Consider the following 21,060-nt stretch of genomic DNA (forward strand, 5'->3'; position numbering starts at 1 on the left):
GACGTTTCTTTTGCGCAAGATTGCGGTTTTTTTATACAAATATGCGTTTTAAGTTGCGGATATTTTGCTATGATGAAGGTTTGAATAAGCAAGCTAAACAAATACCATTAAAGGCAGGGAGAATTTGATGAATCGGCGTAACTTTTTACGGTCTGTATGTATTGGGGCTTCAGCCTCTTTTCTCTCCGGGTGCGGGGGCTCTTTGCTCACTGAAAACAATCGCAAGCCTAATGTCCTGCTGATAATAACTGATGATCAAGGGTATGCAGATGTAAGCGCTTATGCCCATTCCTCGCCGGATGTGGCTACCCCTAATATCGATCGATTAGCCCATCAGGGCGTTCGTTTTACGCAGGCCTATGTTACCGGGCCGGCCTGCAGCCCATCCCGCGCGGGTTTGAATACCGGCCGCTGCCAGCAGAGATGGGGGATGTGGGGATGGTCTAAGCCGCTTCCTAAAGATGAAAAAACGCTTGCAGAATACCTCAAAAACGCCGGCTATACAACGGGTAAATTCGGCAAAAGCGATTTCGGGCAAAACTATCACCGTAAGGACGTTCGTGAATATCCGATGAACCACGGCTTTGACGAGTTTTTAGGGTTTTCCGCGCATGCCCACGATTACTTTCATTTGTCTGAGAAAATCGAAAAGGCCGCTCCTGACCCAAACGGAGCGAGCGCTTCTTTAGGGCCATTATTCCATAATAACAGCAAAAAATCATTTGAAAAAGGCTATACCACGGAAATCTTTACCGATTACGCTATAGACTTCATCAAACGCCAAAGGGAGAAGCCTTTCTTTGCTTGCGTATCTTACAATTCAGTGCATGCTCTCGTGCATCTTGTACCCGAGCGTTATTTGGAGCGTTTCGGGGCGAAAAAGGTGCCTCTGTACGACCCTGAAGACGGCCGCTACTATACTTATTACGACCGCTACGGCCACGGCAAGGCAGATGTTTATGATGAAACCTATCGCCGGTGGTGCCTTGCGAATATGGCATGTATGGATGATAATATCGGCCGACTGCTGGATACCCTTGAAGAGCTGAATCTCGAAGAAGACACATTCGTTGTGTTTATGCCCGATAACGGCGGCGCACCTGCGCGGGAGACAGGCTCTGTGAATCGGCCGCTAAAGAGTACGAAATACAGCCTGTTTGAAGGGGGCATTCGAATTCCGATAATAATGAGATATCCGGGAAAAGCCGCAAAGGGGAAAGTTTGCAGGAATGTGGTATCAACGCTGGATATCTTACCAACTTTTCTCGCCGCAGCCGGGCATGAGAAGATTCAAGGAAAACCGCTCGACGGCAAGAACCTTCTGCCAATGCTGAAACGGCCCGAAAAAAATCGCAAACGAAGTCCTCTGTTTTGGCATTTTGGAGACCAGTTTGCTGTTCGCGACGGCGACTGGAAGCTGGTTAAGGCCAGGCTTTTCACTAAAGATATTATCAGCGGAAGAAAACAGCCATTGCCTGAGAAGCCGCAGCTTTTTAACCTGAAAAATGACATTGGCGAAACCAATGATTTAGCAGACAAACACCCTGAAATAGTTCAAAAAATGATGAAGCAGCACCAAAACTGGGTAAAAGAAATACGCTCCAGCTGAGCGGCGGAACAGCCGCTGCTGTGTTTTTTTACCAAGCCCGGTATTAAGCCCGAATAAGGCTAATCAGCGTCGTAAATCAGTACCTTCTCGAACATATCGCTGCATTCATTGAGGAATGTTTTGTGCAGCGGGTCGGACTGATATTCGTCGTGTTTGCCGATATCCTCGAACACAACTGTAAGAGCGAAGTCGTAGCTCCTGTCTATTACCGGCCTGTCAGTGCTTGCGGGTGTGCCGATATATACCGAATGAGCGGCAGGTATCTGCTTGAGCGTTTCGAGTTTTTCCCTGAAAAGGTACAGCTCGGCCTCGGCGAGGTCTTCTTTGAGCCAGAAAAATACTGAGTGTACTAGCATTTCTATTCCTTCTGCTTCTAAAAAACAGATTTTACAATATCGTTTATTGCTTTTCTCGTATGCCCGTTGGCATTGTTGGTAATAATCGAGAATATGAAAGTTCCCGAATCAGTAAAGCAGTATCCTGCCAGCGCCTTTATGCCTGTCATAGTACCGCTCTTTGCGTATATTTTACCTTTGTATGAAGGCTGGGTAAAGTATCTTTTTACCGGGCCGGAACCGCTCACCCCTCCAACAGCGAGTGTATCCTTGAATTTCTCGAAATCCTCCCGCTCATACTGATGCCTCAAAACCGCCGCAATCACCTCTGCTGTGAGCCGGTTTCCCCGGCTTAGCCCGCTTCCGTCTCTGATTACAACGCCATCCAGCCCTGCCCCGCAGCCGCTGATGAAATCTTCCGCCTCGCCTGCAAAATGCCCCCACTGATTCCTGCTGTGCCCCTTTTCGGCGGCAAGCGTTTTCGCAATGCACTCTGCTGCAAGATTCACACTGTCGCTGTTTGCCATTTCTGCGGCCTCGAGCAGGGGAGTTTTATAGCTTTTCAGAAGCCCTGCCTGCGATGTGTCTGCGCTGGATTCAAGGAGCTTTCCGTTAAGGTTTACCCCGCTCTCTGAGAGCTTCTCAGCCGTAAGGCAGGCGAGAAACAGAGCCGGCCTGTGCACGGGAACTTCCACAGGACGCGCCTGAAAGCCGCAGTCTCCGTGGATTGTGAAGCTGTTTTTGTTTATTTTGCGGGATATCCATACGGTATTCCGCCTTGAAGAGGTGTAGTCTGCTTTGTTTTGAACCTTCAGAAAGCTTGTTTCAGGTTCTGAATCCCATAAAACCTTCCCGCCGGCAGGCCAGACATTGAATTCAGCACAGTTGAGCCGATAGCTGATTCCGCTTATCTCCGGCTGATAGCTCCTGTTGATCTCAATGGCAGGCCAGTCGGGGTGTTGGAGCTGGTCATCAAAGAACGTGCTGTCTGCAATGATGTTGCGAATTTGGGTTATCCCCTTTCTCTTAAGCTCTGAGGCAATATCAGCGGGAATATCCTCATCCAAGCCGAGTGCGGGATCTCCACAGCCTTCGATTATTAAATCGCCGCCGGAATAGAAAACCTTCGTGCTGTAGGTATAGCTGTCTCCCAGCGTTTCAAGGGCTGCGGAAGTGGTGATTAGTTTCATTGTGGAGGCGGGGATAAGGGAAACCTTCTCGGAGATCTGATATTCGATCTCTCCGCTGCGGGCATCCATCACTACTACGCTCAAATCAACGCCGTCGAGCTTTTCCCTCGCAGCTACGGCCTGAACCTTCTCTGCAATGCCCGCCTGCAGAGAAGAGGCCAGCAAAAGTATTATAAGCTGAAATACATACTTCAATTCCTGCATCCTTTCAGAATCTTCAAAAACGGCAGGCATTTTAGCCGAAACGCTCCCCAATGCAAGATTTCTAAGCCGCTAAGCTCCCCTGAAATGCACTAAGGGGATATTTTTTGACAGGATTCACAGCCCCGAACCGCTTTGGCTGCGGGGCAAGGATCTACAGGATTATTTATGTTCAAGGCAATGAGAAGGCAAAAGTTTTTTGGATAATCCCGTCGCATCGCTGCCCGAATCCACCACGTCCGCTTTGTTTAGACCGCTGATGATTTTGCCACGAGCAATCCACCGCAGGCGGAGTCCACGTGCGGCTCTGATTGTCATTAGTATTACGCAGCGACTTCACAAAACGAGATATTTAAACCGAGCCACGCATGTAGGCCTGCCGCAGGCGGGACGGAATAAGTGGACAGCAGTACGGAGAGAAAATATACATATTAACCACGGAGGAACACCGAGGGGCACTGAGGGGAGATATTTTTTTTAACCACTAATCAGCACTATTTTTTCTCTAATGATTTAATATAAGTTCTTTTGATGGAGAAAGCCAAATTAAAATTAATATGAAATCTTTATCCCATCCTGTAAATCTTGTTAATCCTGTCTAATTTCTTGCCTTCCTCTCCGCCTCCGGCGGACTCCACGCACGGCTCTGATTGTCGTTAGTATTTCGCAGCGATTTCACAAAACGAGATATTTAAACCGAGCCACGCATGAAGGCCCGCCGCAGGCGGGACGGAATAAGTGGACAGCAGTACGGAGAGAAAATATACATATTAACCACGGACGAACACCGAGGGGCACAGAGGGGAGATATTTTTTTAACCACTAATCAGCACTAATTTTTCTCTAATGATTTAAGATAAGTTCTTTTGATGGAGAAAGCCAATTTAAAATTAATATGAAATCTTTATCTCATCCTGTAAATCTTGTTAATCCTGTCTAATTTCTTGCCTTCCTCTCCGCCTTCGGCGGAGTCCACGTGCGGCTCTGATTGACGTTAGTATTACGCAGCGACTTTACAAAACTAATGTTTAAGCCGAGCCGCTCGCAACTCGCCGCGAGCCACAAAAAATTGTCGTACACTTTCATTCCCACATATTCAACCATTCATATTATGGTTAATTCTTATGGTCTATTTCAACTATCACATTCAGCTTCGGATAATTTTTCTCATCCATCAGCCATATCCCATCTTCCTCATTTGCCGCTGAACTGTCCGCAAAATCCCAGCCGGCATTAGTAAATGTGCTTTGCGTTTTCATCTGAGCTGCCGTTAGTCCAGTTCCGCCGTCGCTTTCCTCCATCCCGCTTGTTTCCTTATCCCAGAAGCAGTTCGTGATTGTGCCTTCTTGATTTTCCCCGCACAGGCCGCCGAGACCTTCTGAATCATTGCCGCCCGAAACAGAGCCGGTGGCATAACAGTTCGTGATTGCGCCTTCTTCATTTCCCCCGCACAGACCGCCGAGATATTCAGCCTTATTTCCCGCTTTTACTTTACCGGTGGCATAACAGTTCGTGATTGCGCCTTCTTCATTTCCACCGAACAGGCCGCCTAAACCTCTTGAATTATCTCCTCCAGAAACATCGCCCGCAGCATAGCAGTTCGTGATTGTGCCTTTATTCATTCCGCACAGGCCGCCTAAAACAATCGAATTATCTTTTCCAGAAACATCGCCCGCAGCATAGCAGTTCTCGATTGTGCCTTCATTCCATCCGCACAGGCCGCCGAGATATCTTGAATCATCGCCGCCCGAAACAGAGCCGGTCGCATAGCAGTTCTCGATTGTGCCTTCTAGATTTATTCCGCACAGACCGCCAAGATAATGGGAATTATCGCCGCCTGAAACAGAGCCCGTGGCATAGCAGTTCGTGATTGTGCCTCTATTCCCTCCGCACAGGCCGCCTACATATTCAGCATCATCGCAAGCGGTAATCGCAGCATCTTCAACCCCAAGATTTCTAATTTCTCCGCCATCTATTATTCCGCTGAAAAGGCCGAGAAAGTATACTGAAGAATCGATAGTGAGATTCAAAATCTTATATCCCGCCCCATCAAACGAACCTGAAAATTGCGTACCGTCGAAACCGGTATTGCTGGAATCTGTATCAGGAGCGATAACAGCGCTGTCGTAGGTTCTGCCGGATAGGTCGATGTTATTCGTCAGAACGTAATGGGCGGAGAGGTCATCATTCACAGCTTCAAGGTGGTCGGGGGTGGAAATCTGGTATGGGTTATTTGCCGTGCCGTCGCCAGCGGCGAAACCGAATGCAATGCCTGCTGCAGCAAGAGCAGCGATAACCGAAACTCTAAGAATACACATATTTATCTCCAGATAAAAAATTATTAAATTTTAATCTTATCCCAAATAACGCCAGTTACCCTTTCCGGACTGAACTTACCGAATTTGAGGGGAGAATTCAAGGAAAAAATAAACTTTTAGCCGATTTTTTTGAAAAATTCGTTTTAAACCAGAAGGACGCTGAGATATTTCAGCCGCTAATCTCCGCTGATTTTTCACTAATGATTTTGCCACGAGCAATCCGCCGCAGGCGGACTGGCTCAGTAAATAGACAGCATTTAATTCTGCAAAGCATTGCAGCATAATGATTTGCATTTTGCCCAAAAAAATTGTCGCACACTTTCATTCCCACATATTCAATCATTCATATTATGGTTAATTCTTATGGTCTATTTCAACTATTACATTCAGTTTCGGATAACTTTTCTCATCCATCAGCCATATCCCATCTTCCTCATTTGCCGCTGAACTGTCCGCAAAATCCCAGCCGGCATTCTTGAAAGTGCTCCGCGTCTTCATCTGGTTTGAAAGCCCTTGCGGAGCATCCCAGTTAGGTTTATTAACAGCGGCTGTCTCGATAGACATTGTTTCAAGCGGAGAAACCTGATGTGTATAGCTGAAGCCCTGAGCTTTAGATACGTTGAATTTATATCCAACACCGGGCTCGAGGGTATCGAGAGTTCCGTACCACTGATTTCCGTAGTACTGAGCAACCTCACCATTCGGTGCTATAATCTGATCCAAGTCTTGGACATCAAGATGCTGGAAGGCATCCTGCACAGACATGCTCTGCTTCTGGAAGAACGGCAGCCAGTTCCAGCCCTGATAAAGATTCATAGCTCCATCATGACCTACCTCGCTTCCGGAGACTTCAAACGTACCGCCGTTTGCACTGTAAAGCACATACATTCTTGTAGGTACAATATTCTGAAGCGTTCCGTACCACTGGCCGTTATAATACTGAGCTGTTTTGCCGTTAGAGGCTGTTATATTATCGAAGTTCTCTACAATCTCTTCGTAACCTTCCATTACATTGGCAAGGCTCTTGTCTTCAGGCAGAACAGGGAACGAAATCCAGTTATAACCCTGAACTAAGTTGTATGTAAAGCTGTCTTCAACTTCTTTCATCCAGTTGCTGCTGAACAGGTAGAAATCGCCGTTGTCAACCCACTGATTGCTGTCTATATCGCCGAACTGATCGCCTGCGAACGGCTCTGCTGCTGTATCGCTGGCCAGTGAGCCTTCAGCGGTGAGGTAGGATTCAAGCAGAATTGCAAGATCCTCAGGGCCTATATAATTATCGCCGTTGAAATCTGCATCTGCAGGTTCCGGATCCGGCTGGAGAGAATATGCAGCCGTGAGCTCCATATTTTGTGTAACATTCTGCAGCTCGGAAAGTGAGTACCTTGTATCGCCGTTATACCAGCCTTCAAACCTGTACTGGAAGTCCGGCACGAGCGTAGGAAGCGCTGCCGCCTCGCCTTCATCTACCTGCTGGCTAGCACCAGAGAGTATCTTGCCGTATTCACCTGCATAGAAGTTTACTGTGTAAATATCAGGTAGGTCATTATAAACAGCATTTACAGTTAATCCTTCTGTTACGTTATCGAAAGCTGTGTCCCAGCCAGTGAATATATAGCCCTCATCAGCTTCAACAGTCGGAGCTGTCGCTGAGCCGCCGTAAGCGATTGTCTGCTCGGTGTCGCCTGCGGTTATAGTACCGTTAGCACCCGGCATAAAAGTTACGGTATATGTAATCTGCTCATACTGTGCTGCTGTTGTCAGGTCAGACTGTACGTTTGTGAAGTCTGCATCCCAGCCGATGATTTCCCAGCCTTCGCTGGCTTCAATTGTCGGCTCAACAGCGTCTTCGCCTTCGTAAACAGTCTGCACTGCATCGCCTGCTGTTATTATTCCGTGAGTTCCAGCATCGAATGTTACTGTATATTCTGGAATTTCTGAATATGTGGCTGTTGCAGTTATGTCGCTTGTAACGTTATCAAAAGCTGTATCCCAGCCGGTATGCTCCCAGCCTCCGTTAGCTTCAACAGTTGGGGCTGTCGCTGAACCGCCGTAAGGAATTTTCTGTACCTCATCACCGGCTGTAATTGTTCCGTTAGCTCCAGCTGCGAAAGTTACTGTGTAAATCTCTTCGTACTGAGCTGTGACGGTAAGGTTAGACTGCACATCTGTGAAATCTATATCCCAGCCGGTGAATTCCCAGCCTGCATTTGCAGTAACTGTTGGAGCAACTGCGTCGTCGCCTTCATAAACAGTCTGCACTTCTTCGCCTGCTGTTATGCTGCCATTAGCTCCCGCATCAAATGTAACTGTGTACTGCGGAATTTCTGAATATGTGGCTGTTACAGTTATGTCGCTTGTAACGTTATCAAAAGCCGTATCCCAGCTGGCAAACTCCCAGCCTTCGTTAGCTTCAACAGTTGGGGCTGTCGCTGAACCGCCGTAAGGAATGTTCTGTACCTCATCGCCGGCTGTAATTGTTCCGTTGGCTCCAGCTGCGAAAGTTACTGTGTAAATCTCTTCTGTATATTCTGCAGTAACTGTAAGGTCGGACTGGACGTTTGTAAAATCTACATCCCAGCCGATGAATTCCCAGCCTTCGCTGGCTTCAATTGTCGGCTCAACAGCGTCTTCGCCTTCGTAAACAGTCTGCACTGCATCGCCTGCTGTTACGCTTCCGTTGGCTCCCGCATCAAATGTAACTGTGTACTGCGGAACTTCTGAGTATGTGGCTGTTACAGTTATGTCGCTTGTAACGTTATCAAAAGCTGTATCCCAGCTGGCAAACTCCCAGCCTTCGTTAGCTTCAACAGTTGGAGCTGTTGCTGAGCCGCCGTAAGGAATATCCTGTACCTCATCGCCGGCTGTAATTGTTCCGTTAGCTCCGGCTGCGAAAGTTACTGTGTAAATCTCTTTTGTATATTCTGCGGTAACTGTAAGATTAGACTGCACATCAGTGAAATCTATATCCCATCCTGTGAAATCCCAGCCTGCATTTGCAGTAACTGTCGGCTCAACAGCATCTTCGCCTTCGTAAACAGTCTGCACTTCATCGCCTGCTGTTATGCTGCCATTAGCTCCCGCATCAAATGTAACTGTGTACTGCGGAATTTCTGAATATGTGGCTGTTGCAGTTATGTCGCTTGTAACATTATCAAATGCCTTATCCCAGCTGGCAAACTCCCAGCCTTCGTCTGCTTCAACAGTCGGAGCTGTTGCTGAGCCGCCGTAAGGAATATCCTGTACCTCATCGCCGGCTGTAATTGTTCCGTTAGCTCCAGCTGCGAAAGTTACTGTGTAAATCTCTTTTGTATATTCTGCGGTAACTGTAAGATTAGACTGCACATCAGTGAAATCTATATCCCATCCTGTGAAAACCCAGCCAGCATTTGCAGTAACTGTCGGCTCAACAGCATCTTCGCCTTCGTAAACAGTCTGCACTTCATCGCCTGAAGAAATCACCCCATTTTCGCCTGCATTGAAAATAACTGTTAATCTGTGAAACGCCGTAAGCTTTGGGTAATCACTTTCCGGCATAATCCATACATCTTCGCTGCCGTTCGCTTCTTCGCCCGCAAAATCCCAGCCGGAATCGGTGAACGTGCTCAGCGTCTGCATCTGAGCTGTCGTAAGCCCCGTTCCGCCGTCGCTGGTACTGATCCCGCTCGCCTCCTTATCCCAGAAGCAGTTCGTGATTGTGCCTTCAATATTTGCTCCGCACAGGCCGCCGAGAAAATCATCTCCCGAAACAGAGCCGGCCGCGTAGCAGTTCTCGATTGTGCCTCTATTCCCTCCGCACAGGCCGCCGAGATAATCATACCCCGAGACATCGCCGGTCGCGTAGCAGTTCGTGATTGTGCCGTCACTCCCTCCGCACAGGCCGCCGAGATTGATTGAATAATTGCCTCCCGAAACAGAGCCGGCCGCGTAGCAGTTCTCGATTGTGCCTCTACTCCCTCCGCACAGGCCGCCGAGATAATCATACCCCGAAACAGAGCCGGCCGCGTAGCAGTTCGTGATTGTGCCGTCACTCCCTCCGCACAGGCCGCCGAGATAATCATACCCCGAAACAGAGCCGGTCGCATAGCAGTTCTCGATTGTGCCTTCAAGATTCCCTCCGCACAGGCCGCCGAGATACCTTGAATCACCGCCGCCGGTTATATCAGCATTCTCAATTCCGAGGTTGTGAACTTCTCCATCATCTATTTTGCCAAAAAGGCCGAGATATCGGGGATATTCTTCCGTAACATTTGTAGTATCAACTGTGAGATTCAGAATCTTATACCCCGCCCCGTCAAATGAGCCGGAAAATGCAGTGCCGCTGAAATCCGAACCGGTGTAATCGGTATCCGGAGCGGAATCGGTGTAATCAGTATCGGGAGCTATAACGGAGCGGTCGTAAGACCGGCCGGAGAGGTCGATGTCATTCGTCAGAACGTAGTGGGCGGAGAGGTCGTTGTTCACCGCTTCGAGGTGGTCGGGGGTGGAAATCTGGTATGGGTTGTTTATTGTGCCGCCGCCTTGCTCTTGAACTTGCCATCTTAATTCAGGGTATTCTCCTGCCGTCATAAACCATACCTCATCGCTGCCGTTCGCTTCTTCGCCGGCAAAATCCCAGCCGGAACCAGTGAACGTGCTCTGCGTCTGCATTTGGGCTGTAGTAAGTCCTGTTCCGCCGTCGCTGGTACTGATACCGCTCGCCTCCTTATCCCAAAAGCAGTTCGAGATTGTGCCTTCATAGTTCCTCCCGCACAGGCCGCCGAGATAACCATCTCCCGAAACAGAGCCGGTCGCATAGCAGTTCCCGATTGTGCCGCCTTCATTCTCTCCACACAGGCCGCCGAGATATCCTGATGTATAGCCTCCCGAAACAGAGCCGGTCGCATAGCAGTTCGTGATTGTGCCGCTGCTATTCCTTCCGCACAGGCCGCCGAGATAATCATCACCCGAAACAGAGCCGGCCGCATAGCAGTTCGTGATTGTGCCCCTGTTATGCCCGCACAGGCCGCCGATATAATCGGCATCATCGCTGCCGGTTATATCGGCATCTTCTATGCCGAGATTGTGAACTTCGCCGTCATCAATTTTTCCAAAAACTCCGAGCTGGGAATGTAAGCCTATTTCTTCACTCCTAATTTCCAGATTAAATACTTTAAATCCGCTGCCGTCAAAACTGCCGCTGAAGATTGTTATCGGGTAATAAATTATGCCCTGCATATCAATATCGTTAGTTAAAACGAAATATTTATCCCAGTCCGGCAAGCGGTTGCTGAGGCAGACCAAATCCTGAGAATCAGAGATTTCGAAAGGATTTTCTTGCGTACCTTCACCGCTGTAGGTTCTTGCTGGATAGTCTGTGGTGATAACAGAGCCTCCATCATTTTCCCACGCAAGGCGGGGATAATCATTACCCTCATCTATTGTCCAGCTCCCATCATTCCAGCCTGCAAATGTCGCGGAAGATTTCATCTGAGCTGTAGTTTTTGGTCTTCCTCCAGCGCTGGTACTGATCCCGCTTGCCTCTTTATCCCAGAAGGAGTTTTCGATTGTGCCGTAACCATTCACTCCGCACAGGCCGCCGAGATTTCTTGAATAATCATCTCCCGAAACAGAGCCGGCCGCATAGCAGTTCGTGATTGTGCCGCCAATATTATATCCGCACAGGCCGCCGGCATCTTCTTTCCCAGATACAGAACTGATCGCATAGCAGCTCTCTATTGTACCTTCAACATTCACTCCGCACAGGCCGCCAAGAAAATTTGAATAATTGCCTCCCGAAACAGAGCCGGTCGCATAGCAGTTCTCGATTGTGCCTTCAAGATTTGCTCCGCACAGGCCGCCGAGAGCTTCTGAATCATCGCCGCCGGTTATATCAGCATTCTCAATTCCGAGATTTCGAACTTCCCCGCCATCAATGTTTCCAAAAACTCCGAGCTGGGAATGTAAGCCTATTTCTTCACTGCTAATTTCCAGATTAAATACTTTAAATCCGCTGCCGTCAAAACTGCCGCTGAAAGTCGTTATAGGATAATAATTTATGCCCTGCATATCAATATCGTTAGTTAAAACGAAATATTTACCCCAGTCCGGCAAGCGATTGCTGAGGCAGACCAAATCCTGAGAATCAGAGATTTCGAAAGGATTTTCTTGCGTACCTTCACCGCTGTAGGTTCTTGCTGGATAGCCGGTAGCTATAATAGAGCCTCCATCATTTTCCCACGCAAGGCGGGGATAATCATTGCCTTCATCTATTGTCCAGCTCCCGTCATTCCAGCCTGCAAATGTTGCGGCAGATTTCATCTGAGCTGTAGTTTTTGGTCTTCCGCCTGCGCTGGTATCCATCCCGCTGATATACTTATCCCAGAAGCAATTCGTGATTGTGCCCTCATTCAGTCCGCACAGCCCGCTGAGGTCATAAGAACTATTGCCGCCGGAAACAGAGCCGGCCGCGTAGCAGTTCGTTATTATGCCGCCATCATTATATCCGCACAGGCCGCCGAGGTCATAAGAACTATTGCCGCCCGAAACAGAGCCGGCCGCATAGCAGTTCTCGATTGTGCCTCTATTCCCTCCGCACAGGCCGCCAAGATTGATCGAATAATTGCCTCCCGAAACAGAGCCGGTCGCATAGCAGTTCGTTATTGTGCCGTCACTACCTCCGCACAGGCCGCCGAGATATTCTGAATTATTGCTTCCTGATATTTGAGCATTTTCAATGCCGAGATTCAGCACCTCACCTCCCTCAATTTTTCCGAAAAGGCCGAGATAACAAGGGTAATCTTCTGTTACATTTGATGTGTCAACGGTTAGATTTAAAAGCTTATAACCCGCTCCATCAAATGTGCCGGAAAAGGGAGTGCCGTTGAAACCAGCATCGCTGTGATCGGTGTCCGGGGCGATAACGGCGCGGTCGTAGGTTCTGGCCGAGAGGTCGATGTCATTCGTCAGAACGTAGTGGGCGGAGAGGTCGTTGTTCACCGCTTCGAGGTGGTCGGGGGTGGAAATCTGGTATGGGTTGTTTGTTGTGCCGCCTCCAGAAAAACCGAATGCAATGCCAGCTGCGGCAATAGCAGCGATAACCGAAACTCTAAGGGTACACATATTTATCTCCAGATAAAAAATTAATAAATTTTAATCTTATCCCAAATAACGCCAGTTACCCTTTCTGGACTGAACTTACCGAATTTGAGGGGAGAATTCAAGGAAAAAATAAAATTTTAGCCGATTTTTTTGAAAAATTCGTATTAAACCACGAAGGACGCTGAGATTTTTAACCACTAATCCCCGCTGATTTTTCACTAATGATTTTGCCACGAGCCACTCAGCCACTCAGCCACTCAGCCACTCTGCCACGAGCTACGAGCTACGAATCTATCCGCTTGCTTTCCGCCTTCGGCGGACAGGCTCTTCGCCTCCGGCGGACTCCACGCACGGCTCTGATTGTCGTTAGTATTTCGCAGCGATTTCACAAAACGAGATATTTAAACCGAGCCACGCATGTAGGCCCGCCGCAGGCGGGGCGAAATAAGTGGACAGCAGACGTTCATCACAGACTGGCCGCAGCATTTACGGACTGAGTTAGAGGCACACATAGGTTATTAAATAAATATATCATTCTCTCCCTCCGCTGTCTCCGCTTCCTCTCCGCCTCCGGCGGACAGGCTCGGTTTAACTCTCTTTTACATCAGAGAAAACATTTTCATAAATGAGGGAAAGCTCTCTGCCGGCAGGAACGCTTCAACGCAATAAATCATCTTGCTCTGATGCGATGGATGTGTTTTTACACAGATGTATCGGAGGAAACGGAGGGAAAAATAATTTTGGCAGGATTATTTATGTTCAAGGCAATGAGAAGGCAAAAGGCAAGAGTTTTTTGGATAATCCCGTCGCATCGCTACCCGAATCCACCACGTCCGCTTTGTTTAGCCCGCTGATTATTTTGCCACGAGCAATCCACCGCAGGCGGAGTCCACGCACGGCTCTGATTGACGTTAGTATTACGCAGCGACTTCACGAAACTAATGTTTAAGCCGAGCCGCTCGCAACTCGCCGCGAGCCACAAAAAATTGCCGTACACGAATATAATCTGCATAAAAAGCGCAGCTCCGAGCCTGTGCAGAATTATAGAAAGCGGTTCCCCTTTTCTAATCCTACGGATTCTTGCGGGGTTGGCCTGTGGAATCCATTCTGCCTGCCATCTGGGAATCCCAAGCCTCATACAGCTCTCTCAGCTGCTTTGCGAGCTTAGGGTGTTCATCTATGAGGTTCGTTGTTTCGCCTATATCTTCTTCAAGATTGAAAAGCTGAGGGCTGTTTGGGTATTTATACGGCTTATCCGCTTCAACCACGTCTCCGTTTTCCTTGATTCGGAAATCCTTATGCTTCCAGCCCACGTTGTTTGTGAGCTTCCATTTGCCCTTCCTGATAACCCACGAGTTTCGGCTCTGTGCCCAAGCGAGCCACTCATGCTGCTTTTTGCGTTTGTCCTTGAGAACAGGCAGCAGGCTCATACCGTCGAGGTTATCGGGCGTTTGCAGGCCTGCGAGGCTGGTGATTGTGGGGAAGATATCCATCGTGGAAACGATCGCCTCTTCGTTCACTTTCCCCTCGGGAAGCCTCCCTGGCATACTCACTATCATCGGCACTCTCAGCCCGCCTTCAGCGAACATATACTTGAATCCGCTCAGCGGATCATTAATCGAGTATGTATTGATTGTCCCGCCGTTGTCTGATACGAATACCACGAGCGTATTTTCCCGCTGTCCTGTCTTCTCGAGGGTATCGAGTATTCTCGAAACGCTTTCATCCAGAGCGAGCAGGTTTGCGAGGTAGCATCTTCTGCCTTCCGGGTCCACCTTGCCCATATGCCCCCATCTCTTGTGGAACTTCTGATGCCGCTCTTCGTTGGGTTCCCAGTATGGATAATCCCAGTCGTCGGCATTTCGATCCCAAGGAACGTATCTCGCCCCAACTCTCTTCGCCCATTTCTCATCTACAACGTAAGTGGGCTGGTGCACTGCGTTGTGGGCAACGTGCAGGTAGAAGGGTTTATCGCCTTTCTCCCGTTCGATAAATTCGCAAGCACGGTCGGTGAAGATTTCGGTGGTGAAACCGTCTTCGAAGGATATCTTCTCAGCCTCTTCCTGCTTTGTCCCCTGCCCTTCTGCCCAGAGCAGCGGGCCAACAACCTGACATCCGAAATTGCCCTTGAAGCCCTCTCTGGCCTTGTATGCCTCAACGTCCTTCTGGCTGAGGCGGATATAGTCCCACGTGTGGAACATAAAACCAAGGAACTCATCAAAGCCGTGGAGGGTGGGAAATTCCTTCGGGCCGCCGTTATGGTGGGTTTTGCCGTATTTGGCGGTGATGAAGCCCGATTTGCTGAGGTGTTCGGGGATTGTGAGCTCTCTGGTTGGAAGGCCGCCGTCGCCGTACCAGTAGTTGCCCCAGCGCTGCTGATAGCGGCCTGTGATCAGGCCGGTCCGGCTCGGGCTGCAGATAGGGGACGTACCGTAGGCGTTTTTGAAGTAAGTGCCTGTTTTGGCGAGCCTGTCGAAACCCGGAGTGCCGTATTTCTTCACATCTTCCGGAGCATCCGGCAGAAAAGACATATCCGCATAGCCGAGGTCGTCTGCTATGATAACCACTACATTCGGCTTCTTCTTCTGGCTGGAAGTTGTGCTAAAAGAGTTTGCGCAGGAGCTTAAAGCTCCCATACCGCCGATGGAAACACCCGCAACAGCGGCACATTTGAGAAAATCTCGTCTGCTTTTCATTTGTTAATCCCTAATTCAGTTTTGAAGTTTTCTGTAAGTATATGTCAGCAAGAACCGTTTTTTTCATAAAAATTCACAAAAGCAAAGACAATTTCGAATTATCATAAAGTCAAGCAGAAGTGTTGCGATATTGTGGTAAGCCATTATAATCAATGCAGTAGTTAAATATTTACAATATTTGTCTGGAGTAGAGATGCATTTAGCAAGTTGGCGAATAATCCTATGCGATATTAATGGGTTGGGAGCTTTTTTATTATTAATAATGATTGCTGGACTCGTGTATTTTTTCAAAGTATTTTCTAAGAAACGCAAAAAGAATTTGGAAATTAATAATAGAGCCTCAAGCTCAAATAAACCTGCAGAGAATGAGTTATTTAAGTATCCTGATGACGGTGAAAATATTGTAAGAATTAATCAAAATTACAATTTTGACCCAAACAGCTGGGATATTTGCGAAGAATGGGCAACAAAGGTATCAGGTGTATCATATAGGCAGGAAATAGTTGAAGACTTTATTTTTGGTAATTATAGGAAGTTAGAAGCAGTTCATCAGCCTATGAAAAATTATGAACATGCGATAGCTATTTATGGGACTTGGAAAGGGGAAGAAGGTGAATTTCAGCGAAAACAACTTGGTTTTATTCCAGACGAAGAGGCGCAAGATATCTATTCATTTGCGAAGAAATTTGAAAAATTCATGTTTGATGCAAAACTTTCCATGTTGTTTTTGCCTTCAAATGATACTTACTGTGGGCTTGCATTAAAAATAGCACTCTTGGAACCAAAATGGCCAAGATTTCAGATTGTTGGTTTTGGAAAAAAATCAGGGAGGAAAAGGAAAAAAGTTTATAGGGCGAAATCTTTTGAAGACGCTATTATGATGGCCAAAAAAGATGACATAATTGTAGAGATAAATTCAAGTTACGAGATTAAGTTATAGTTTTAAGCATAGGAAGTTCCTACAGCGGCTATTCTTCCAGCTTTTCATTGTAGTGCGGCTTTTCTCGATCTTAATGCTCTCAACGTCTTTCATCTCATATCTGCAAAGAATATCAGCTTCATTTTGTTGGATTTCCATTAAATTTCCATTAAAGAGAAAGTTTTGTAAAAATTTTGCTGATTATATAACATCACCTCAATCAAATAAAGCTTTTTTACCCTTCTGGTTTCTATTTGTGTGCGACAATATTTTTTGGCAAAGCTTTTTAAAGCCGAATCTATCCGCTTGTTCCCCGGCTTCGGCGGACAGGCTCTCCGCCAAGAACGGGCCTACACGTGCGGCTCTGTTTAAATATTCGCCTCGTAAAATCGCTGCGGAATACTAATGACAATCAGAGCTACGCTTAAAGGCCCGCCGCAGGCGGGACGAAATAAGTGGACAAAAGGCAATGAGAAGGCAATAGGCATAAGTTTTTTTTCGCAGAATTTTCACGCTGCACAGGCGGGCGCTCGCGCAGGTTCGCCCCTGCTCGCCAACGAGACCCGCAGACAAAAAATCCTTTGCGAGTTTTCCGCCGCAGGCGGACTGGCTCAGCATATATGTAACAATAAATTCTGCAAAACATTGCAGCATTATGATTTGCATTTCGCCCAAAAAATTTTCTCACACCAAGGCATAAGCTTGATTCTTTTTTGATTGTCAGAGAGTTATTTGTAATTATACTTAATATAAAGCTTTTATAATATCGGGTCGGTAACGGCGCTGTGAATAATAAAATCAGTTTTTAGAGGTGATTCGATGGGAAAATTAAACAGAAGAACATTTTTGAAGAGTATCGGAGCTGCTGCTGCGGGCTATGCTGCGGGCGGCTGTACTACAGGCGGTATGACAGCAGCATCAAAAAACGCCTCCGCTCCCAACATTATCTATGTGCTGGTTGACGATCTGGGCTACGGAGATCTGAGCTGCTACGGGCAGAAGCACTTCAACACGCCCAACATCGACAAGCTCGCCTCGCAGGGAATGAAATTCACGAACCACTATTCCGGCTCCACAGTCTGCGCTCCATCAAGATGCACTCTGATGACCGGCCTTCATACTGGACACTGCTTTATCCGCGGCAATTTCGAGATGCAGCCGGAAGGCCAGCTCGCTATGCCCAAAAACACCGAAACAGTTGCAAAACTGCTCAAGCGCGCAGGCTACAAAACAGGCCTTATTGGCAAATGGGGTCTTGGCTGGCCAAAGTCTTCAGGCGACCCGCTCAATCAGGGCTTCGACTATTTCTACGGCTACAACTGCCAGCGACACGCCCACACGTACTATCCTGAGTACCTCTGGAGAAACAATCAGAAGGAAATAATTGAAGGCAACCTTCAGGGCAAAACCAACGTTTACAGCCACGACCTTCTCGCAGATGATGCGCTGAAGTTTGTGGAAGATAATAAATCCAATCCGTTCTTCCTCTATCTAGCGCTTACAATTCCTCATGCCTCAATGGCAGTGCCGAAGGATTCGCTTGAGCCTTTTATCGGCAAATTCGGCGAGGAAAAGCCTTATAAGAGCGAAGGGGGCTACCGCAACCAGCCTCATCCGAAGGCTGCGTTTGCGGGAATGGTAACGCGTATGGATAAGGATATCGGAAGGCTCACCAGCAAACTTGAAGAACTGGGGATTGCCGATAATACAGTAGTAATCTTTACAAGCGATAACGGCCCGCATTCAGAGGGCGGGCATGTGCCTGCGTATTTCAATAGCTCAGGCGGACTTCGCGGCATCAAGCGAGACCTCTACGAAGGCGGTATCAGAGTTCCGTTTATCGCAAAATGGCCGAAAGTTGTGCCAGCAGGCACAGAAAGCCCCCATATAAGTGCGTTCTGGGATTTCCTTCCCACGGCAGCTCAAATCGCAGGCCAGCCGATTGCAGTTCGTACAGACGGGATAAGTATGCTCCCTGCCTTGAAAGGCCAAAAGCAGCCTGCACACAAATACCTCTACTGGGAATTCCGCCCAAGAGGAACTCAGGCGATAAGGATGAGAAACTGGAAGGCAATTAAGTTTATTAAAGATGGCCGAACGGAGCTTTACAACCTCGATAAAGACCCTACAGAATCGAACGATTTATCGAAAACCTATCCTGACGTAACAGCGAGGATGGAGCAGATTATGCTCAAGGCTCATGAGCCTTCGGATGAATTCCCGCTTCCTTTTGATCTCTAAAAAATCAAAAAAGCCCGGGCGGCAAAAGCTTCCGGGCTTTTTCAGAATTACAGTTAGATAGTGCAGGGATTTGTATTCACCCTGAGGGATAAAAATGGATCATTCACTAACCAGCATACTTACAGCATTTTCGCTGACCCTTTTCGCAGGCCTTGCAACCTCAGTTGGCTCCGCTATAGCCTTCTTTTCCCGAAGAACCAACCCTGTGATGCTTTGCGTATCTCTTGGCTTTTCTGCGGGCGTGATGATTTATGTTTCGTTCGTTGAGATATTCCAGAAGGCAAACGAATCTCTGCTCGTGTCTTTCTCGGAAAAGTATGCGGCAATAATAACAGCAGCCGCATTCTTTGCGGGCATAGGGCTTACAGCCCTTATTGATGCGCTCGTCCCCTCGGAGGAAAATCCGCACGAAGCTCAGGGGCTTGAAGACCTCGCGGCCAGCATCGATTTAAACAGAACAAGTCTTCTTCGCATGGGTCTTTTCTCTGCCCTTGCTATAGGCATTCATAATTTCCCCGAAGGCTTTGCCACATTCACCGCTTCGCTGCAGGACCCCTCTCTTGGTTTGGCGATTGCAATAGCTATCGCTATCCACAATATACCTGAAGGAATTGCCGTGAGCGTACCGGTATATTACGCAACGGGCAGCCGGAAGAAGGCCTTCTGGCTTTCAACGTTTTCAGGATTCTCAGAGCCGCTGGGGGCGATTATCGGATATGTAATCCTGCGACAGTTTATGAACGAAACGGTATTCGGCATAACCTTCGCAATGGTAGCTGGAATTATGATATACATCTCCCTCGATGAGCTCCTGCCCACAGCGGAGAAATACGGCAAGCACCACTTCGCAATCGGCGGACTTATCAGCGGAATGGGTGTTATGGCAGGCTCTCTTCTGCTGTTTATGTAGCACAGGGATTAGAGGCCGACGGGGCTTTCGATTTTTTGCAGAATAGCATTAAGCACCTCGAAGCATTCGCCGATTGAACTGATCTTCACCTTTTCCTGAGGGCTGTGAATGTCTTTCAGCTCCGGCCCCATTGATATAAGCTGAATCCCCGGGTATTTGCGCGATATAATCCCGCACTCCAGTCCTGCGTGTATGATTTCCATCTCAGCAGGCCGGCCGGCAACTTTCTCAAAAGCATCTTCAGCCTTCCCGAGCAGATCGCTGCTGCCGGCAGGTTCCCAGCCAGGGTATCTACCGCGGAAAGTGCATTCAAAGCCGAGTCGGCGGCAGGTGTTTTCTATTGTGTTATTGAGCATATCGAGCCGCTTTGTGTTTGAGCTCCGCTGGGAGAGCGTGAGCGAGAAGCCGCTTGGGGAAAAACTGCAAATCCCCGCATTGCATGAAGACTCCACCACCTTCGGCATATCTGTGCGGTATGATACAGGGCCGCCTGGAAGTGAGGTGAGCAGCTTGGCGATTTTTCCCGTCTGCCCTGATGAGATGCACTTTTCCGGAAGCTCGGCCTCAAGCACCTTTATCTCAATATTCGGATCTGCAGACTGGAAGTTGTGCCTGATTCTGTCCCGCTCAGTTTCAATAACGCATTCGAGGGTGTCTCGGTCTTCTACGGCAAGCGTAAACTCTGCATCTCTTGCGATTGCATTGCTTGCTGCACCTCCGCTGAAGCTGGCAAGCATACTGCCAAGCCCGCCCGAGCAGGCCTCCAGGAGTTCTCCCGCAAGCACCACGGCGTTTGCTCTGCCGAGATGAATATCAACTCCCGAATGACCGCCTTTGAGCCCGCTAACTGTTACTTTCGCCGCTTCAAAGCCATCAGGTATATCCTTCAGCTCCGGCTTAGCTGTAATCTCTGCCCGCTCTCCGCCTGCGCAGCCGATAATGAAATCGCTCTCGTCGCTGTCCAAGTTGATCAGATACTCGGCACTGAGCATATTTTCATCGAGCCTCTGAGCTCCTGTCATACCGCGTTCCTCGTCAACGGTGATCAGCAATTCGAGGTTGGGCTTGTTTTCAAACTCCGCAAGCCCGGCAAACAGCGATATCGCCATTCCGAGCCCATCGTCTGCACCGAGTGTGGTTCCGTTTGCCCTAAGCCAGCCGCCGTCTTCGAGAACCTCAATCGGGTCTTGGGAGAAATCGTGGCTCTTTTCAGGTGTTTTCTCGCAGACCATATCGCAGTGAGTCTGGAGACAGACGGTTTTCGAAGCCCCCTCGCTATTAACACGAATCAGGATATTCCCCGCATTATCCTGCTGGCAGTCCCAGCCCTGCTTTCGGGCAAAGCCCTTGAGCCATTCGAGAATCTTCTCTTCATGCCCGGATGGGCGGGGATGCTTGGATATTTCGCGGAAAATCTTTACTATTCGTTCCTGAGCTCTATCGGATTTCATAGCTAAACCTGCAATTTAATTCAATCTTTTTCAAAACCGCTGAAGCCAAACTAAAAAATATCACGAAATATCTGATTTTCAAGAAGTTTATAAGAGATCAATCTTGTGAT

Annotated in this window: 11 protein-coding genes; 5 read left to right on the forward strand and 6 right to left on the reverse strand. The window is 48.3% G+C overall.

Annotated features, from left to right (window positions below):
• Positions 1 to 127: 127 nt before the first annotated feature.
• Positions 128 to 1,609: a sulfatase-like hydrolase/transferase gene (locus STSP1_RS07875; RefSeq protein WP_085755832.1), complete on the forward strand. Its 1,482-nt coding sequence runs from the start codon at positions 128 to 130 to the stop codon at positions 1,607 to 1,609.
• A 59-nt stretch (positions 1,610 to 1,668) separates the two neighbouring features.
• On the opposite strand, the gene STSP1_RS07880 is transcribed toward STSP1_RS07875, so the two are convergent.
• Together STSP1_RS07880 and dacB are read right to left on the reverse strand one after the other, a co-directional pair.
• The gene (locus tag STSP1_RS07880; RefSeq protein ID WP_085755833.1) at positions 1,669 to 1,965 is read right to left on the reverse strand and encodes a Dabb family protein; all 297 of its coding nucleotides are present in this window, start codon (positions 1,963 to 1,965) and stop codon (positions 1,669 to 1,671) included.
• A gap of 17 nt (positions 1,966 to 1,982) precedes the next feature.
• Positions 1,983 to 3,329 carry a D-alanyl-D-alanine carboxypeptidase/D-alanyl-D-alanine endopeptidase gene (gene dacB, locus STSP1_RS07885; protein ID WP_161491679.1) on the reverse strand — a complete coding sequence of 449 codons (1,347 nt, stop codon included), beginning with the start codon at positions 3,327 to 3,329 and terminating at the stop codon, positions 1,983 to 1,985.
• A 113-nt stretch (positions 3,330 to 3,442) separates the two neighbouring features.
• On the opposite strand from dacB, the gene STSP1_RS12525 reads away from it, so the two are divergent.
• On the forward strand, positions 3,443 to 3,595 hold the full coding sequence (locus tag STSP1_RS12525; RefSeq protein ID WP_161491680.1) for a hypothetical protein: 153 nt from the start codon (positions 3,443 to 3,445) through the stop codon (positions 3,593 to 3,595).
• 855 nt (positions 3,596 to 4,450) lie between these two features.
• Here STSP1_RS12525 and STSP1_RS07890 read toward each other — a convergent pair.
• From STSP1_RS07890 to STSP1_RS07900, 3 genes are all read right to left on the reverse strand, one after another.
• Positions 4,451 to 5,653 carry a GLUG motif-containing protein gene (locus tag STSP1_RS07890; protein ID WP_085755835.1) on the reverse strand — a complete coding sequence of 401 codons (1,203 nt, stop codon included), beginning with the start codon at positions 5,651 to 5,653 and terminating at the stop codon, positions 4,451 to 4,453.
• 354 nt (positions 5,654 to 6,007) lie between these two features.
• Positions 6,008 to 12,754, reverse strand: a complete 6,747-nt coding sequence (locus tag STSP1_RS07895) for a GLUG motif-containing protein (RefSeq protein ID WP_085755836.1) — start codon at positions 12,752 to 12,754, stop codon at positions 6,008 to 6,010.
• A gap of 1,049 nt (positions 12,755 to 13,803) precedes the next feature.
• Positions 13,804 to 15,429, reverse strand: a complete 1,626-nt coding sequence (locus tag STSP1_RS07900) for a sulfatase-like hydrolase/transferase (protein WP_085755837.1) — start codon at positions 15,427 to 15,429, stop codon at positions 13,804 to 13,806.
• Positions 15,430 to 15,622: 193 nt separating this feature from the next.
• Between STSP1_RS07900 and STSP1_RS07905 the strand changes: the two genes are divergently transcribed.
• The 3 genes from STSP1_RS07905 to zupT all read left to right on the forward strand — a co-directional run bounded on the left by STSP1_RS07905 (position 15,623) and on the right by zupT (position 19,499).
• Complete coding sequence (locus STSP1_RS07905; protein WP_085755838.1) at positions 15,623 to 16,369, forward strand: hypothetical protein; 747 nt, start codon at positions 15,623 to 15,625, stop codon at positions 16,367 to 16,369.
• Between the two features lie 798 nt (positions 16,370 to 17,167).
• A complete protein-coding gene (locus tag STSP1_RS07915) occupies positions 17,168 to 18,589 on the forward strand; it encodes an arylsulfatase (protein WP_226997472.1) in 1,422 nt (473 codons plus the stop codon).
• A gap of 94 nt (positions 18,590 to 18,683) precedes the next feature.
• Positions 18,684 to 19,499, forward strand: coding sequence for a zinc transporter ZupT (zupT, locus tag STSP1_RS07920; protein WP_085755840.1), 816 nt, complete (start codon positions 18,684 to 18,686; stop codon positions 19,497 to 19,499).
• Positions 19,500 to 19,507: 8 nt separating this feature from the next.
• Here the strand turns inward: zupT and pepD are convergent, their stop codons facing one another.
• Positions 19,508 to 20,950: a beta-Ala-His dipeptidase gene (gene pepD, locus STSP1_RS07925; RefSeq protein ID WP_085755841.1), complete on the reverse strand. Its 1,443-nt coding sequence runs from the start codon at positions 20,948 to 20,950 to the stop codon at positions 19,508 to 19,510.
• Positions 20,951 to 21,060 lie beyond the last annotated feature (110 nt).

This window comes from Sedimentisphaera salicampi (genome assembly GCF_002117005.1).
Lineage (GTDB): Bacteria > Planctomycetota > Phycisphaerae > Sedimentisphaerales > Sedimentisphaeraceae > Sedimentisphaera > Sedimentisphaera salicampi.

Bases quoted from the DNA above. Each gene is read 5' to 3' on its own strand.
- STSP1_RS07875 (WP_085755832.1), top strand. From the start codon at position 128: ATGAATCGGCGTAACTTTTTACGGTCTGTATGTATTGGGGCTTCAGCC.
- STSP1_RS07880 (WP_085755833.1), bottom strand. From the start codon at position 1,965: ATGCTAGTACACTCAGTATTTTTCTGGCTCAAAGAAGACCTCGCCGAG.
- STSP1_RS07890 (WP_085755835.1), bottom strand. From the start codon at position 5,653: ATGTGTATTCTTAGAGTTTCGGTTATCGCTGCTCTTGCTGCAGCAGGC.
- STSP1_RS07895 (WP_085755836.1), bottom strand. From the start codon at position 12,754: ATGTGTACCCTTAGAGTTTCGGTTATCGCTGCTATTGCCGCAGCTGGC.
- STSP1_RS07900 (WP_085755837.1), bottom strand. From the start codon at position 15,429: ATGAAAAGCAGACGAGATTTTCTCAAATGTGCCGCTGTTGCGGGTGTT.
- STSP1_RS07905 (WP_085755838.1), top strand. From the start codon at position 15,623: ATGCATTTAGCAAGTTGGCGAATAATCCTATGCGATATTAATGGGTTG.
- STSP1_RS07915 (WP_226997472.1), top strand. From the start codon at position 17,168: ATGGGAAAATTAAACAGAAGAACATTTTTGAAGAGTATCGGAGCTGCT.
- zupT (WP_085755840.1), top strand. From the start codon at position 18,684: ATGGATCATTCACTAACCAGCATACTTACAGCATTTTCGCTGACCCTT.
- pepD (WP_085755841.1), bottom strand. From the start codon at position 20,950: ATGAAATCCGATAGAGCTCAGGAACGAATAGTAAAGATTTTCCGCGAA.